The 13,576-nt window shown below is 71.7% G+C and carries 14 protein-coding genes and 1 pseudogene; 7 read left to right on the forward strand and 8 right to left on the reverse strand.

Annotated elements, in window-relative coordinates; all coding sequences use genetic code 11:
• Positions 1-25 precede the first annotated feature (25 nt).
• Entirely contained in the window at positions 26-928 is a 903-nt protein-coding gene (locus tag ACZ7FF_RS16115) for an amidohydrolase family protein (protein WP_470813089.1), read from the forward strand.
• 59 nt (positions 929-987) lie between these two features.
• Positions 988-2,328 carry a lanthionine synthetase LanC family protein gene (locus tag ACZ7FF_RS16120; RefSeq protein ID WP_470812817.1) on the forward strand — a complete coding sequence of 447 codons (1,341 nt, stop codon included), beginning with the start codon at positions 988-990 and terminating at the stop codon, positions 2,326-2,328.
• Positions 2,329-2,452: 124 nt separating this feature from the next.
• On the opposite strand, the gene ACZ7FF_RS16125 is transcribed toward ACZ7FF_RS16120, so the two are convergent.
• Entirely contained in the window at positions 2,453-2,914 is a 462-nt protein-coding gene (locus ACZ7FF_RS16125; protein ID WP_470812818.1) for an SRPBCC family protein, read from the reverse strand.
• A gap of 167 nt (positions 2,915-3,081) precedes the next feature.
• Between ACZ7FF_RS16125 and ACZ7FF_RS16130 the strand changes: the two genes are divergently transcribed.
• On the forward strand, positions 3,082-3,591 hold the full coding sequence (locus ACZ7FF_RS16130; RefSeq protein WP_470812819.1) for a hypothetical protein: 510 nt from the start codon (positions 3,082-3,084) through the stop codon (positions 3,589-3,591).
• A gap of 69 nt (positions 3,592-3,660) precedes the next feature.
• Here ACZ7FF_RS16130 and ACZ7FF_RS16135 read toward each other — a convergent pair whose 3' ends face one another.
• The gene (locus ACZ7FF_RS16135) at positions 3,661-4,140 is read right to left on the reverse strand and encodes a hypothetical protein (protein WP_470812820.1); all 480 of its coding nucleotides are present in this window, start codon (positions 4,138-4,140) and stop codon (positions 3,661-3,663) included.
• Between the two features lie 251 nt (positions 4,141-4,391).
• Here ACZ7FF_RS16135 and ACZ7FF_RS16140 point away from each other — a divergent pair, with 251 nt between their 5' ends.
• The gene (locus tag ACZ7FF_RS16140) at positions 4,392-5,303 is read left to right on the forward strand and encodes a Gfo/Idh/MocA family protein (RefSeq protein WP_470812821.1); all 912 of its coding nucleotides are present in this window, start codon (positions 4,392-4,394) and stop codon (positions 5,301-5,303) included.
• Here ACZ7FF_RS16140 and lnt read toward each other — a convergent pair.
• Positions 5,221-6,795, reverse strand: a complete 1,575-nt coding sequence (gene lnt / locus ACZ7FF_RS16145; protein WP_470812822.1) for an apolipoprotein N-acyltransferase — start codon at positions 6,793-6,795, stop codon at positions 5,221-5,223. The two genes, ACZ7FF_RS16140 and lnt, sit on opposite strands and share 83 nt — an antisense overlap.
• Positions 6,796-6,866: 71 nt before the next feature.
• Positions 6,867-7,346, reverse strand: coding sequence for a nuclear transport factor 2 family protein (locus tag ACZ7FF_RS16150; RefSeq protein ID WP_470812823.1), 480 nt, complete (start codon positions 7,344-7,346; stop codon positions 6,867-6,869).
• Between the two features lie 198 nt (positions 7,347-7,544).
• Here ACZ7FF_RS16150 and ACZ7FF_RS16155 point away from each other — a divergent pair.
• A pseudogene (locus ACZ7FF_RS16155) lies at positions 7,545-8,343 on the forward strand (carbon-nitrogen family hydrolase).
• Between the two features lie 487 nt (positions 8,344-8,830).
• On the opposite strand, the gene ACZ7FF_RS16160 reads toward ACZ7FF_RS16155, so the two are convergent.
• The 3 genes from ACZ7FF_RS16160 to ACZ7FF_RS16170 all read right to left on the reverse strand — a co-directional run bounded on the left by ACZ7FF_RS16160 (position 8,831) and on the right by ACZ7FF_RS16170 (position 11,655).
• On the reverse strand, positions 8,831-9,907 hold the full coding sequence (locus ACZ7FF_RS16160; RefSeq protein WP_470812824.1) for a hypothetical protein: 1,077 nt from the start codon (positions 9,905-9,907) through the stop codon (positions 8,831-8,833).
• Between the two features lie 377 nt (positions 9,908-10,284).
• A complete protein-coding gene (locus ACZ7FF_RS16165) occupies positions 10,285-10,899 on the reverse strand; it encodes a LuxR C-terminal-related transcriptional regulator (protein WP_470812825.1) in 615 nt (204 codons plus the stop codon).
• A gap of 276 nt (positions 10,900-11,175) precedes the next feature.
• On the reverse strand, positions 11,176-11,655 hold the full coding sequence (locus ACZ7FF_RS16170) for a hypothetical protein (protein WP_470812826.1): 480 nt from the start codon (positions 11,653-11,655) through the stop codon (positions 11,176-11,178).
• 278 nt (positions 11,656-11,933) lie between these two features.
• Here ACZ7FF_RS16170 and ACZ7FF_RS16175 point away from each other — a divergent pair, with 278 nt between their 5' ends.
• Positions 11,934-12,590: a hypothetical protein gene (locus ACZ7FF_RS16175; protein WP_470812827.1), complete on the forward strand. Its 657-nt coding sequence runs from the start codon at positions 11,934-11,936 to the stop codon at positions 12,588-12,590.
• Here ACZ7FF_RS16175 and ACZ7FF_RS16180 read toward each other — a convergent pair whose 3' ends face one another.
• On the reverse strand, positions 12,591-13,109 hold the full coding sequence (locus ACZ7FF_RS16180) for a hypothetical protein (protein WP_470812828.1): 519 nt from the start codon (positions 13,107-13,109) through the stop codon (positions 12,591-12,593). It abuts the gene before it with no gap.
• 91 nt (positions 13,110-13,200) lie between these two features.
• Between ACZ7FF_RS16180 and ACZ7FF_RS16185 the strand changes: the two genes are divergently transcribed.
• Entirely contained in the window at positions 13,201-13,554 is a 354-nt protein-coding gene (locus ACZ7FF_RS16185; protein ID WP_470812829.1) for a MerR family transcriptional regulator, read from the forward strand.
• The last annotated feature ends 22 nt before the right edge of the window (positions 13,555-13,576 follow it).

Consider the following 13,576-nt stretch of genomic DNA (forward strand, 5'->3'; position numbering starts at 1 on the left):
GATCCACGACCTGGTCGCCGAGGCACTGGAGAGTGCGCCCCCACAGATCGTGACGCCCGAGGCCGAGGAGGTCCGCCGCTTCTGGGAACGGCTCGGCCTCCCCGGACTGGTCGACGTCCACACGCACTTCATGCCCGAACGCGTGCTGCACAAGGTGTGGGGCTACTTCGACGCGCTCGGACCGCTGACCGGTGGACTCGAGTGGCCGATCACCTATCGGCACGAGGAGGCGGAACGGGCGGCCCTGCTCCGGCAGTTCGGCGTCCGGGCCTTCACCTCGATGCTCTACCCGCACAAACCCGGCATGGCCCGCTGGCTGAACGGATGGGCGGCGGACTTCGCCCGCCGCACCCCCGACTGCCTGCACACCGCCACCCTCTTCCCCGAGCCGGGCGTCGAGACCTACGTCCGCGAGGCCGTCGAGGCGGGCGCTCGGGTCTTCAAGGCGCATGTGCAGGTGGGGGCGTACGACCCGGCCGACGCACTTCTCCAGCAGGCCTGGGGGATCCTGGCCGAGGCCGGCATCCCCGTGGTGATCCACTGCGGCTCCGGGCCCGCGCCCGGCAAGCACACCGGCCCCGAACCCATCGCCCGCGTGCTGGCGCGCCACCCGGAACTGCGGCTGATCGTCGCGCACATGGGCATGCCCGAGTACGAGGACTTCCTCGGCCTCGCCGAGCGCTTCGGGCAGGTGCGGCTGGACACCACGATGGCGTTCACCGACTTCTCCGAGGGGTTCATGCCGTTCCCGCGCCGTGCCCTGCCCCGGCTCGCCGCGCTCGGCGACCGCGTCCTGTTCGGCACCGACTTCCCCAACATCCCCTACCCCTACCTGCACCAGCTCCAGGCCCTGGAGCGGCTCGGGCTCGGCGAGGACTGGCTGCGGGCGGTTTGCCACGGCAACGCGGCGAGGCTGTTCCGGCTCTGACGGGCACGCGGCGCCGCTCCGGATCCCGCGGCCCTCCGGCGGGCTGTAGCGTGGGCCGGATGCTGAGGAGCGACGCGTATCGGGACGTGGGCGAGGCTGCCTGGTCATGGGTGCTGGACCAGGTGCGCGAGGACGAGGGTCCGTGGCTGCCGGAGGCGGTCCCGGAGGACGGCCCGGCGGCGGAGGCACCCGCGAAGGACCGCGACTCGCTGTACGCGGGGATCGCCGGCCTCGCCCCGGTGCTCGCCGAGATCGCGCGGTACCGGGAGCTGAACGCGCGGGAACAGGCCCTGGCGACCGGCATCGTGACCAGGCTGTCGGCCCAGGCCGGGGAGACGACGGAACCGTCCCTGTACGACGGCCTCGCGGGCGACGCCATGGCGCTCAGGCTGCTCGCCCCGGGCACCGAGACGACCGCGCTGCGACGGCTGGCCGAGCTGGCCACCGACGAGGGATGGCGGACCACGCTCGACTTCGAACCGGGTTCCGACGCGCCCCTCACCGACGTCGTCATGGGCACCGCGGGCGTGGTGATGACGGCGGTCTGGGCGAACAGCGCGTTCACGAAGGAGATCGCGACGACGGGCGGCGAGGCCCTGCTGCGGGCGGCGGAGCGCACGGAGGCGGGCCTGGACTGGGGCATGACGCCGCGCAGCGAGTCGAAGGCGCCGAACTACTCGCACGGCACCGCCGGGGTCGCGGCCGCATTGGCGGTGGCGGGCACCGCGCTGGACCGGCCCGACTTCGTCGAGGCAGCGGTCGAGGGGGCCCGGCACGTCCTGTCGGTGGGCTCGCTCGACGGCGGCGGCCTCGTCGTCCCGCACACGATCCCGCCCTCGCGACGGGAGGTCGAACCGGTGACGTACACCTGGTGCCACGGTCCGGCGGGCACCTCGCACCTGTTCGCGGCGCTGTCGCACGCGGGGGTCAGGGAGGTGGCGGGCTTCGAGGTCGGCGAGCTGCGGCAGCGCTGCCTGACCTCGATCCTCACGTCCGGGGTGCCGGAGCGCCTGCGTCCCGGCTTCTGGGACAACGACGGCCGCTGCTGCGGAACGGCGGGGGTCGGAGACGTGCTGCTGGACGCGGCCCAGGACTGCGATGACCCCCTGAGAGGCGAGACGCTGCTGCGGGCGGCGCACAGGATGGGCGACGCGCTGCTGGAGCGCGCCGTCAGGGACGCGAGGGGCGCCCGCTGGCGCTTCGTCGAACACCGCGAGGACCCGCCGCTGCTGCCGCCCGGCACGGCCTGGATGCAGGGAGCCGCGGGCATCGCGGCCTACCTCCTGCGCCTGGCCCGATACGGCGAGGCCGGCCCGGAAGCCCCCGTCGTGGACCGCCCCGACCAGTGGTGGGCGGTGCCCGAACGCCTGCGCAGTACGGGGCTCACGGGCCGCGCCTGAGCGTGCGCCCGGGCCCGCCACGTACGCGTGGGCGGACCCGGGCGCTGCCGGACCCGTGCGTCGCCGGACCTGCCGCTGCCCGGTGTGACGCTGCCGGGCGGGCGGTCGTCCCGGGGCCGTGCGGCTAGCCGGCCGGGCTGATGCGTCCGCGCCACGCGCCGGACTCTCCGCCGCGCTCCTCGATGTACTTCTTGAAGCGCTTCATGTCGCCCTTCACACGCCGGTCGAGCAAGCCGGCCATGTCCGCGGTCTTCTCGGCGGCCCCGCTGGGCTCGATGTCCATGACGAGTTCCACCCGGGTGTGCATGTCGTCCACGCGCTGGAACCGGACGCTGCCCCGCTGGGCCGTGTCACCGTCGGTGGTGCGCCACGTGATGCGCTCGTCGGGAAGCTGGTCGACGATCTCTGTGTCGAACTCCCGCCGGACTCCGCCGATCTTCGTCGTCCAGTGGTTGTGGCGGTCGTCGAGCTGCCGGACCTCCTCGACACCCTCCATGAACTCCGGGAACGACTCGAACTGCGTCCACTGGTTGTAGGCGGTGTGGACCGGCACGTCGACTTCCACCGTTTCCTTGACCGTGCTCATCAGTGTGCCTCCGTTACGTGGGTCTACTGTCCGGAGGCGAGTACCCGAGCGGCTCCGGCTCCCACCCCCGGATTCGGGCGCCGTGCCGTCCGGGGCCGCCTGACCGGGATTGCGCATGCCTCCGGTTAGCGTCGGGAGCAGACAGCGGACGACGGCCGGAGGACGCGGTGGCGGAGCGACGGGAACGGACGGCACCGGATGCCGTGCTGACGCGGATCGGGCAGGTCGTGATGCTGCACCACGGTGGCGACCGGGAGGAGGCCCGCAGCCGTCTCCTCGGCCTGTGGGCGGAGATCGGCGAGGACGGCGACCCGCTGCACCGCTGCACCCTGGCCCACTACCTCGCCGACACCCAGGACGACCCGGAGGACGAACTCGCCTGGGACCTGCGGGCGTTCTCGGCCGCCCGGGAACTGGCCGACGGCGACCCCGGGGGTGTCCGGGGATTCCTCCCCTCCCTGCACCTCAACCTGGCCGCCGACTACGTCAAGCTGGGCCGCCCCGAGGCCGCCCGCAGCCACCTCCGCCACGCCCGCACCGCCGCCGGCTCCCTCGCGGACGACGGCTACGGCGACGGCGTCCGGGCCGCGATCGGCCGACTGGAGCTGCGGCTGGGGCAGGGCGGGGAGGGCGGGACGGCGGACGGGGAGCCGTGGGGGCCACCCCGGCAGCGCTAGGGCCTGTCTGACCATTTCCGTCTGCCGCGCGACGCCGTGCACGCACTCTCGCCGCGTCGGCGAGGCGTGTCAGTGGCCGTACGCCTCCTCGCAGATGACCGCCTCCGGGCTGTCCCTGCGCCAGCCGCCGTACTGCTTGCCGAGGGCGCACACGTCCGGCGCCTTCGGAGCCGACCGCGGCAGGTCCGGGACATGGGCGTCCGCATGCCGGGGGCGGTGCGCGCGCGAGCGGGGGTGCGACGGCGCCGCCGGGGCCGGTGCCCGGCGCCCGGCCGCCGGCGGGGCGGCGGGCGGGCGAGGTGCCGACGGCGACGCCGAGTGCTCCGGGTGCTTGGACGGGCCGACCATCTGGAGCGCCTCCCGGGCCGGAGCCTGCACCCCCCGCGGCTCGGTGCTGCCGTCCGGCCGGGGCGCCGTCGGCAGCAACGGCGCCCTGCCGCCGGGCAGGGACGGCGCGGGCGTCGCCCGGCTCTGTACGGTCACACAGCCGGAGAGGGCCGAGACGGCCACGGTGACCAGGAGCGCTGCGGTGGTCGTCTTCAGATGCACCCGCGCAACAATGATGGGTCGGCCACCCGCTCGGCACGGGAGAGCGGAGGTCCGTGCCCCGCACGGGTGATCTCGTTGCCCGTACGGAGGGTTTCCCGGTGCCCGTGATGACGCCCGCCGCCACCCGCAGGCACCCCGCGGGTCGGAGGCCGGGCCCGCGCTCCACCCCCGCGGCTTCGACGGCGTCGCCGGCCGGCGGCCCCCGTATGCTGCCGGGGAAGCACACGCGGGCAAGCGCCAGGGGAGAGCACGTGAAGGTCGGCTGCATCGGACTCGGGGACATCGCGCGGAAGGCGTATCTGCCGGTGCTGGGCAGCAGGCCCGAGGTCGAGCTCCATCTGCAGACCCGGACGCCCGCGACCCTCGCCCGGGTCGCCGACTCCCTGCACCTGTCCCGGGAGCAGCGGCACGACAGCCTGGACTCGCTGCTCGCCGCCGGCCTCGACGCGGCCTTCGTGCACGCGCCCACCACCGTCCACCCGGACATCGTCACCCGGCTGCTGGAGGCCGGCGTCCCGACGTACGTGGACAAGCCACTCGCCTACGAACTCGCCGACTCCGAACGGCTGGTGAGCCTCGCCGAGCGGCGGGGCGTCTCCCTCTTCGTCGGATTCAACCGGCGGTACGCCCCCGGGTACGCCCAGTGCCTGGACCACCCCCGCGAGCTGATCCTCATGCAGAAGAACCGGATCGGGCTGCCCGAGGAACCCCGCTCGATGATCCTGGACGACTTCATCCACGTCGCCGACACCCTGCGCTTCCTGGCGCCCGGGCCGGTCGACGACGTGACCGTCCGCGCCCGCGTGGAGGACGGGCTGCTGCACCACGTGGTGCTCCAGCTCGGCGGGAACGGCTTCACCGCGCTCGGTGTGATGAACCGGCTGAGCGGCTCCGCGGAGGAGATCCTGGAGGTCTCCGGTCAGGACACCAAGCGCCAGGTGGTCAACCTCGCCGAGGTCATCGACCACAAGGGCCAGCCGACGCTGCGCCGGCGCGGGGACTGGGTGCCGGTGGCCCGGCAGCGCGGCATCGAGCAGGCGGTGCTCGCCTTCCTCGACGCCGTGCGCGCCGGGAAGGTGCTCAGCGCCCGGGACGCGCTGGCGACTCACGAACTGTGCGAGCGGATGGTGCGAGCGGTTCAGGACCGTTCCGGCGCAGCCTGAGCGCCCGCACGCCCTCGGTGGCGCACAGCGCGGCCAGCACCAGCAGGGCGCCGTGCACCGGCCAGTCGCCGTACCGCACGTACGGTGTGACGCCGTGCGCGAGCGGTAGGTCGTAGACGCGCGCGGTGCTCGCGTCGGTGCCGAGCCACGGGCCGAGCCGCTGCCCGGCCGGCCCGTACACCGCGGAGACGCCGGTGAGGGTCGCGTGCACCATCGGGCGGCCGGTCTCGGCGGCGCGCAGCGCGGCCAGCGAGGCGTGCTGCTCAGGCGCCCAGCTGCCCTGGAAGGTCGAGGTGGAGGACTGGCCGAGGAGGATGTCCGCGCCGTCCTCGGCGAGGTGCCGGCTCATGTCCGGGAACGCGGTCTCGAAGCAGATCAGCGGGCCGACCCGCAGCCCGTGCCCGACGTTCATCACGACCTGCTCGGTGCCGCGCCTGCGGTCCTCGCCGGCCGCCTTGCCGACCGAGGTGGCCCAGCCGAGGAGGGAGCGCGCCGGTATGTACTCGCCGAAGGGCACGAGGCGCATCTTGTCGTAGCGCTCACCGGTCGGTCCGTCCGGTCCGACCAGTACCGAGCTCTTGTAGATGCCGGGCCGGTCGGCGCGGCGGGCGTCCACGTTGACCAGCACGTCCGCACCGGTCTCGCGGGACAGGGCGGCGATCCGCCGGGCCAGGTCGGGACGGTGGGCGAGGTCGAAGCCGACGCTGGACTCGCCCCAGACCACCAGGCCGACGTGCTGTCCGGCGAGTTGCCGGGTCAGCTGCTCCTCGCGGTCGAAGCGCTGCTCGCCGCTGTCCCGCCCGTCCACGATCCCCGGCTGGACGACCGCGATCCGGGTCCGGCCGTCGACGTCCGGGCGGGGCGCCCACGCCCACGCGGCCGAGGTCGCGGCGGCCGTGGCGACCAGCGAGGCCACCGCCGGCACCCGGGACTCGCGCACGGACACCAGCACGGCGGCCGCCACGTTCACGGCCACCACCAGGAAGCTGAGCAGCCACACCCCGCCGACCGAGGCCAGCCGCAGCGCGGGGCCCACCTGCCACTGGCTGGCGCCGAGCATGCCCCAGGGACCGCCCAGCCCCTGCCAGGAGCGGACCAGTTCGATCGCCAGCCAGCCCGAGGGCAGCACGAGCAGCGCGGCGGCGCACCGGCCGGGTGGGGGCGTCCCGCCGAGGAACCGGCGCACCAGCCAGCCCCAGGGCGCCCAGAGCAGGCCCAGCAAGGCGCCTATGAAAAAGATGAACACGTTGAGGCTCGGCAGCAGCCAGTGGTGCACGGCCACCATGAACCCGAAGCCTCCGCACCAGCCGTCGTACGCCGCGCGCCTGCCGGTCGGCGCGGAACGGGCCAGCAGGATCCAGGGAACCAGGGCGATGTACGCGAACCACCACAGCGAGGGCGCCGGGAAGGCGAACACGGGCAGGGCGCCCGCGACGGCAGCGGTGGTGGAGCGTCGCCAGGGAGAGGTCAGCCAATGGTCGATCGTCCTCATACGGACCCTCCCTACCCCGGGCTGGCTCCAGTGTGCGCGCCGGGAGCGATCTACGACAGAGGCCCTCCGGTTCAGTCCGCCCCTGCGGTCGTCCGGTGCGGCATCCGCCGCCACTTCTCCTGGACGACGACCTCGCGCAGCCGCCAGCCCTCGGGCGTGCGCAGCAGCCCGAAGTCGTACCGGCCGCCGCACTCCAGGTCCGGGGCGGCGGAACCGTTGCCGTTCGAGAGGCGCATCGGGTTGAAGTAGTCGGCCCGGACCCGCGCGGTGTCCCCGGTGTCGTGCTCCAGGGTGCCGAACCGCACCCGGCGGTTGACGATCAGATGCTGCCGCACGCCGAACAGCGCCAGGTTGTCCTCGAGCCATCCCGCGACCTGTCCGGCCCCGCCCTCGATGCCGCCGGCGGAGCGGTAGTCGGCCCGCCCGTCCGTCGTGAACAGTTTCCGGTACTCGGCCCAGTCGCCGTCGTCCACCGCCACCGCGTACGCGGTGATCAGCTCGTCCACGGCCATCCGGTCCATCACGGTCGCCAGCTCGGCACGCTGCGTCATCGGCACAGTGTTGGGCACGGGGCGGGCGGAGCCAAGAGGCGTGCGGTGAAATTCAGTGGTACGGCGGACGCCCGGCCCGCGGACCGGCCGACCGCGCAGGGCGGGGTGCGCACGGGACGCGCGATGTCCCCGGGGCTCCCTACGCTCGAAAGGAACGGATTCCCTCGGACCGTGTACGGACGGTCCGAGGTGACGGCGATGCGTGCCTCACTGATACAGCTGTCCGTGGACTCGGCGGACTCCGCCGACGAGCGCCGCCGCAGGGCGGCTTCGCTCGTCCACGGCCGCGCGGGCGACGATCTGGTGGTCCGTCCTGCCGGAGCTGTGGACGGCCGGCGCCTGGTCGTACGACGGCTGGGGACGCGATGCGGAGGCGGTGGACGGCCCCACGGCCGAGGTCATGTCCGCGGCGGCCCGCCGGGCCGGAGTGTGGCTCCACGCCGGGTCGGTCGTCGAGCGGGACGGCGACGGGACGCTCTACAACACCGCTCTCCTCTTCGACCGGAGCGGTGAGCTGCGCGCCAGCTACCGCAAAATCCACCGGTACGGCTTCGACACCGGCGAGGCGACCATGATGGGCGGCGGCCGCGACATCGTCACCGTGCCCAGCGAGTTCGGCGTGATCGGCCTCGCCATCTGCTACGACCTCCGCTTCCCCGAACTCTTCCGGGCCCTGCTCGACGAAGGAGCGGAGCTGATCGTGGTTCCCGCCGCATGGCCCGCGGCACGCCTCGGCCACTGGCGGCTGCTCACCCGCACACGGGCCCTGGAGGAGCAGGTCTTCCTCCTCGCCTGCTGCGCGGCGGGCGCCCACGGCGGAATGCGGCAGGGCGGACACAGTGTGGTCGTGGACCCCTGGGGAGACGTCCTGGGCGAGGCCGGTACCGCCGAGGAGACGGTGACGGTGGACCTGGACCTGGCCCGGATCGCCGGGGTCCGCTCCGAACTCCCCGTTCTGCGTGATCGCGTCCTGAATATTTCCGCGGGCCGCCTGTAGTCATTTCTGACTACAAGTGCAGACGCTAGATCTATTTCGGGTTCGACTTGATTTGACGACGCCGTAACACGAGGGGAGCATAAGTACTGCCCCGCCTCGTGTGTCGTGGTGGCTTTGAGGGCCAACCGGGCGGGATCCAAGTGCAGCGAGCAGCCTCCTTCTCTGAATAGGTAGCCCGTCCAATGCGTGGAGTGACCTTCTGTAGCTGCCCGCGACGGAAAAAATGGAAGCTCAAGAAAGCTACACGAAAAAGAGGTTCTGAGGGTCGGCCCTGCGCCCAGATGACCGGACTCCATTTTCCATCATTCCGACGCATGAATCCCTGAAAGCGACAGTAGACACAATTGTGTTGGGAGAAAGGAGCAGGCTCGTGCGGAAACGCCAGAAGCAGCAGATTGCGACCGCGATAGCGTCGGCGGCAATGGTGGGAGGAATTCTCACCATCGGTACCCCTGCCTCGGCGGCGCCCGCACCGACGGGCACAGTCTCAGCAACTCAGGTGCACGTCGGCAACGGTACACAGGCACACCGCCTGCTCCCGGACAAGCCGTGCAAGCGCAACTGCAACAAGAAGCCCAGGCCGCCCAAGCCCGGGAACACCCAGGGCGGTACGCAGGGTGGCGGTCGTGGCAACACCCAGGGTGGAACCCAGGGTGGCGGTCGCGGCAACACTCAGGGCGGTACGCAGGGTGGCGGCACTGGTAACACCCAGGGCGGTACGCAGGGTGGCGCCGGTAACACCCAGGGCGGTACGCAGGGTGGCGCCGGTAACACCCAGGGCGGTACGCAGGGTGGAGGTCGCGGCAACACTCAGGGCGGTACGCAGGGTGGCGGCACTGGTAACACCCAGGGCGGTACCCAGGGCGGCGCCGGTAACACCCAGGGCGGTACGCAGGGTGGAGGCACGGGCAACACCCAGGGCGGTACGCAGGGTGGCGGCACGGGCAACACCCAGGGCGGTACGCAGGGTGGCGGCACGGGCAACACTCAGGGTGGAACCCAGGGTGGCGGTCGCGGCAACACCCAGGGCGGTACGCAGGGTGGAGGCACGGGCAACACCCAGGGCGGTACGCAGGGTGGCGCCGGTAACACTCAGGGTGGAACCCAGGGTGGAGGCACGGGCAACACCCAGGGTGGAACCCAGGGTGGCGGCACGGGCAACACCCAGGGTGGAACCCAGGGTGGCGGCCGTGGCAACACTCAGGGTGGAACCCAGGGCGGCGCCGGTAACACCCAGGGCGGGACCCAGGGCGGCGCCGGTAACACCCAGGGCGGGACCCAGGGCGGCGCCGGTAACACCCAGGGCGGTACGCAGGGTGGCGGCACGGGCAACACCCAGGGTGGAACCCAGGGTGGCGGCACGGGCAACACTCAGGGTGGAACCCAGGGTGGCGGCCGTGGTAACACCCAGGGTGGAACCCAGGGTGGCGGAACCGGCAACACCCAGGGCGGCACGCAGGGTGGCGGGACCGGCAACACCCAGGGCGGTACCCAGGGCGGCACCGGCAACACGCAAGGTGGGACCCAGGGCTGACCGTTGAAGGGTCTCCAGAAGAGTCGGCACCTCGCGGAGGTCACACCTCCGCGAGGTGCCGATCACTCGTCGCTTTGGAGTGATGCAAATTGGCCAGAGCAGCCGTGCGAAGTGCCCTCCTCGCAGCCGCTGCCGTCGCGTGCCTCGCGGCCGGCGCGTGGGACGCATCGGCGACCGAGGGAACCGTCCCGACCGGAGCGAATTCAGTACTCCGGTGCTATGCGACGTCGAGCAACCCCGAAGCCCCTGTCTGCTACCGCCTCTCGGCGAAAGCGGAGTTCCGGCACGGGCAGATGGTCTATGTCCCCATGCTGATCCAGGTCCCCGCGCCCGCGCATCCTTCTTCCGTCGTCATCGTCAACAGCCTGAACGACATTCGTCCGGACTCGGTTCCGACGGCCCCGTAGTCACTCCAGGAGATCGCCCCCGATGATCCCGTTCTCCAGAGCGAATCGGGTGAGTTCCGTCCTGCGGCGAGAACCGCTCTTTCTCCGCAGCCGCTCCAGGTGCGTGTGAACCGTGTTTTCGGCGATGTTCAACTTCGCGGCGATCTCGCGATCCGTTGCGCCATCGGCAACGAACTGCAGGATCTGTCTCTCTCGGCCGGTGATGTGCGGAGGGGGTGCCGGGATGCTGCGCCCGGCGAGGCTCGCACCGAAATAGTCGCTTCCCGAGGCGACGGCGCGCACGGCCGTGACCAACTCGGAGGCATCGGTTTGTCGGCTTAGATATCCGCGAGCGCCGGCCTTGATGCACAGGACGGCATCGGACTGTGCGCCCGACGCGGATATCACGATGACGGCGTGCCCCTGCCGGTACAGCCGAGCCACGTGGCGGGAGGTCACCTGATCGCGGGACTGCAGGTTGATCAGGAGAATCACCTCGACGTCGGCCGCTTCGAGGGTGAACTCGTCGACGCACGTGGCGAGCGTCGTGATCCTCATGTCCGGTTGCGCCTGGAGGGCCTGCGTGAGACCGAGCTGGAGCAGCGGCCAGTCGCAGATGACGGCCAGATGTGTCACGGACGGGCTCATCACAAGCTCCAGCGTAGGCGAGGCCAGGCCATCGGCCATGTGACAGGGCAGGACAACGGTCGGCGACGCGGGCCGCCCGTTCTCACAGTCGGCCCTTCCGCAAACGGCGGCACGCCGGATGACCCGAACGGGGAGCGTGCCGGCATCGCCGGACGCACGCCCGTCGCCGCCGGCGGCTCGGGGTCCCTGGAGTCACGCCGGTGCCCGCGGCGGGGTCTCCCCGGAAGATGCGAGGCGGCGATTCAGGGGCCGGAGCGGTGACGATCACTCGATGCCCAGCGGTCCGATCCCCAGGTCCTCACGCATGACGTGCCGCATCTCGGCCATGGCCGCGCGTCGCCGGGCTATCAGGGGCGCTTCCTCGGCGGATCCGACCTCCACCCCCCGGGCGTAGGCGTCGCGCAGCGCGCGCAAGCCGTGGAACGCCTCGTTCCCCGCCGCCACGACCTGCGGCGGACCCACGAGCCAAAGGCGTTCACTCGCCGTGTAGATGCCGGTGCCGCGGACAGCCTCCCGCACGGCCGCGTCACGTGCCGAGGCGGACAGGTGATCGCCCAGGGCGACGGCCCGTATCTCCTCACCCGCGGCCTTGAGGGCGGAGACGAACACGGTGTACACCTCGCGCCGTATTTCGAGCGCGTGCCTGACCTCTTCCCGTTGCCACCGGCTGCGATCGGCGATCAGGGTTGCCGCTATGCCGATGGCGGCACCGGCCAGTGTGGAGAGCAAGGGCATCCAGTCCATGTGCCGCAGCCTTTCCGAAACGGCGCGCCGACACCAGTGGACAGGGGGACTCCGGCCGGCCCCCCGGCAAGGCGTGCTGTCCAAGTCGGCGATCGCGGCCGCCACTTGTGACGCGAATACGGCGGACGGCCCGCACCGCTTCCCCGGCATCCGTGTCCCGGAATGGGCACCTGCGTGCAACAGGCCGTCGATCGAGAAGAGTTGACCGAGACAACTCATACGCGGCGGGTGATCCGTGCCGTCTCGGGCCGCCCCGGCGAAGCATGGATCATGGATGCGTGACGAAGTGGACGACGAACGAACCTCCCGCCGGGAAGCCGGCACCTGAACCGGAGCTCTCCCCGTACCAGCGGGCGATGCGGCAGAGGCTTCTCGAAGCCCCGGTCGTGCCGGCGCCCGAGCCGTGGCGGCGCATCGCCTACGCCCCGGTCGGCGGACTTCTCGGGATCGGCTTCGCCTCGCACCCCGGTACCGGCCGGGACCTGGTGATGGTCGTCTCGCACGACGGTCATGGTCTCTTCGACGCCGTGACGGGCGAGAAGATCGCGCGGGATCGTGACCCTGACCCCGAGGACAGCGGCGCCGAGGCGGATCCCGCTGTGTCGTGTCCCGGACTGGGACCGGCAGCGGGAATCAGGGTGCGTGTCTCCGGGCTCTTCGGCGGAGGACTGCACACCACGGGCGAAGGCGGTTGGAAACTGGAGGTCGTTGCCCCGGCCTGGCCGAACGAGCGGGTACTGCTTTCGCGCGACGGCGGATTGCCGCACTCCGGTCCGCACGGGGAGCGCTGGTGGCACATCTTCCACTCCGACTACTCCGAACTCCGTGCCGCCGGATTCTCGCCCTCCGGACGGACCCTCGCCGTAGCGACGAGCAGCGACCTGTCCCTGTGGACCCGCGACGCCGGACACGGCCCCGGCGGCGGCGATCGGTGATCAGCCGGATCCGGGGAGACGAGTCCGGCGGCGACCGGCTCCGCGCGTCCACCGGCGAGCGGGCGTCCCGTCGGCCGGGTCCGCGTCGTCGCCTGCGAGGTCCGGGTCTCGGCCCCCTCTCCACGGCACGAGCTGGAGGACGCCGAACGCCACCTCGACGCCGAAGAAGAGCCACAGGAGCCGCGACACGCCGTGGGCCAGTGCGTACGCCTGCCACGTCGCGAACAGGGTACGCGCGATGCCGTCGAACAGTCCGTGCTCCGGCAGCGGCCTGACGATGCGCAGGACGGCCCAGACGACCACCACCGAGCCCATCAGATTGGCGAACAGGACCTGCCAGGGGTCGAGTTCGGGCAGAGCGCCGAGCCCGAGGGCACCGCCCCACGAGGACAGCGTGTCGTGTACCAGGGCATAGGTCCACGGCGTTGCGAAACCGGCGGTGACGACCAGGTCGTACCAGCCGCTCGCGCGTACGACGCGGAGGTAGGTTGGGCGGGCGGGGGTGCGAAGACGGTTCACGACGAGGCTCCTGCTGGTCTCGTGACGGCGACGCCTCACGCTAGACAGTGGAGCACGCTCCAAGGTCAAGCCCGGTGTCCGAGGGAGGGGCATGCGCATCGGTGAGCTCGCCGCACAGGCGGGCGTGAGCAGGGACACGATCCGGTTCTACGAGAAGGTCGGTCTTGTCACAGGCCGGCGTCTGCCCAACGGTTACCGCGACTTCCCGCCCGAGACGGTGGTCTGGCTCCAGTACGTCCGGACCGCGCAGGCACTCGGTTTCTCCCTGGCGGAGATCGCGCGGAACTGCGAGGCATTGCGCGAGGCGCCGGACACCGCACAAGCGCTGTCCCTGCTCTTCGAGGAGAAGCTTCAGGTCATCGACAGCCGAATTGCCGAACTGACCTCCCTGCGGGCCGACCTGGCCACGCGCGTCGGCACCGGATGCCCACTGCGGCCGGCTTGATGCGGATCACCGAGCGGTGCTC

It is taken from the genome of Streptomyces sp. NPDC037126, assembly GCF_055605965.1.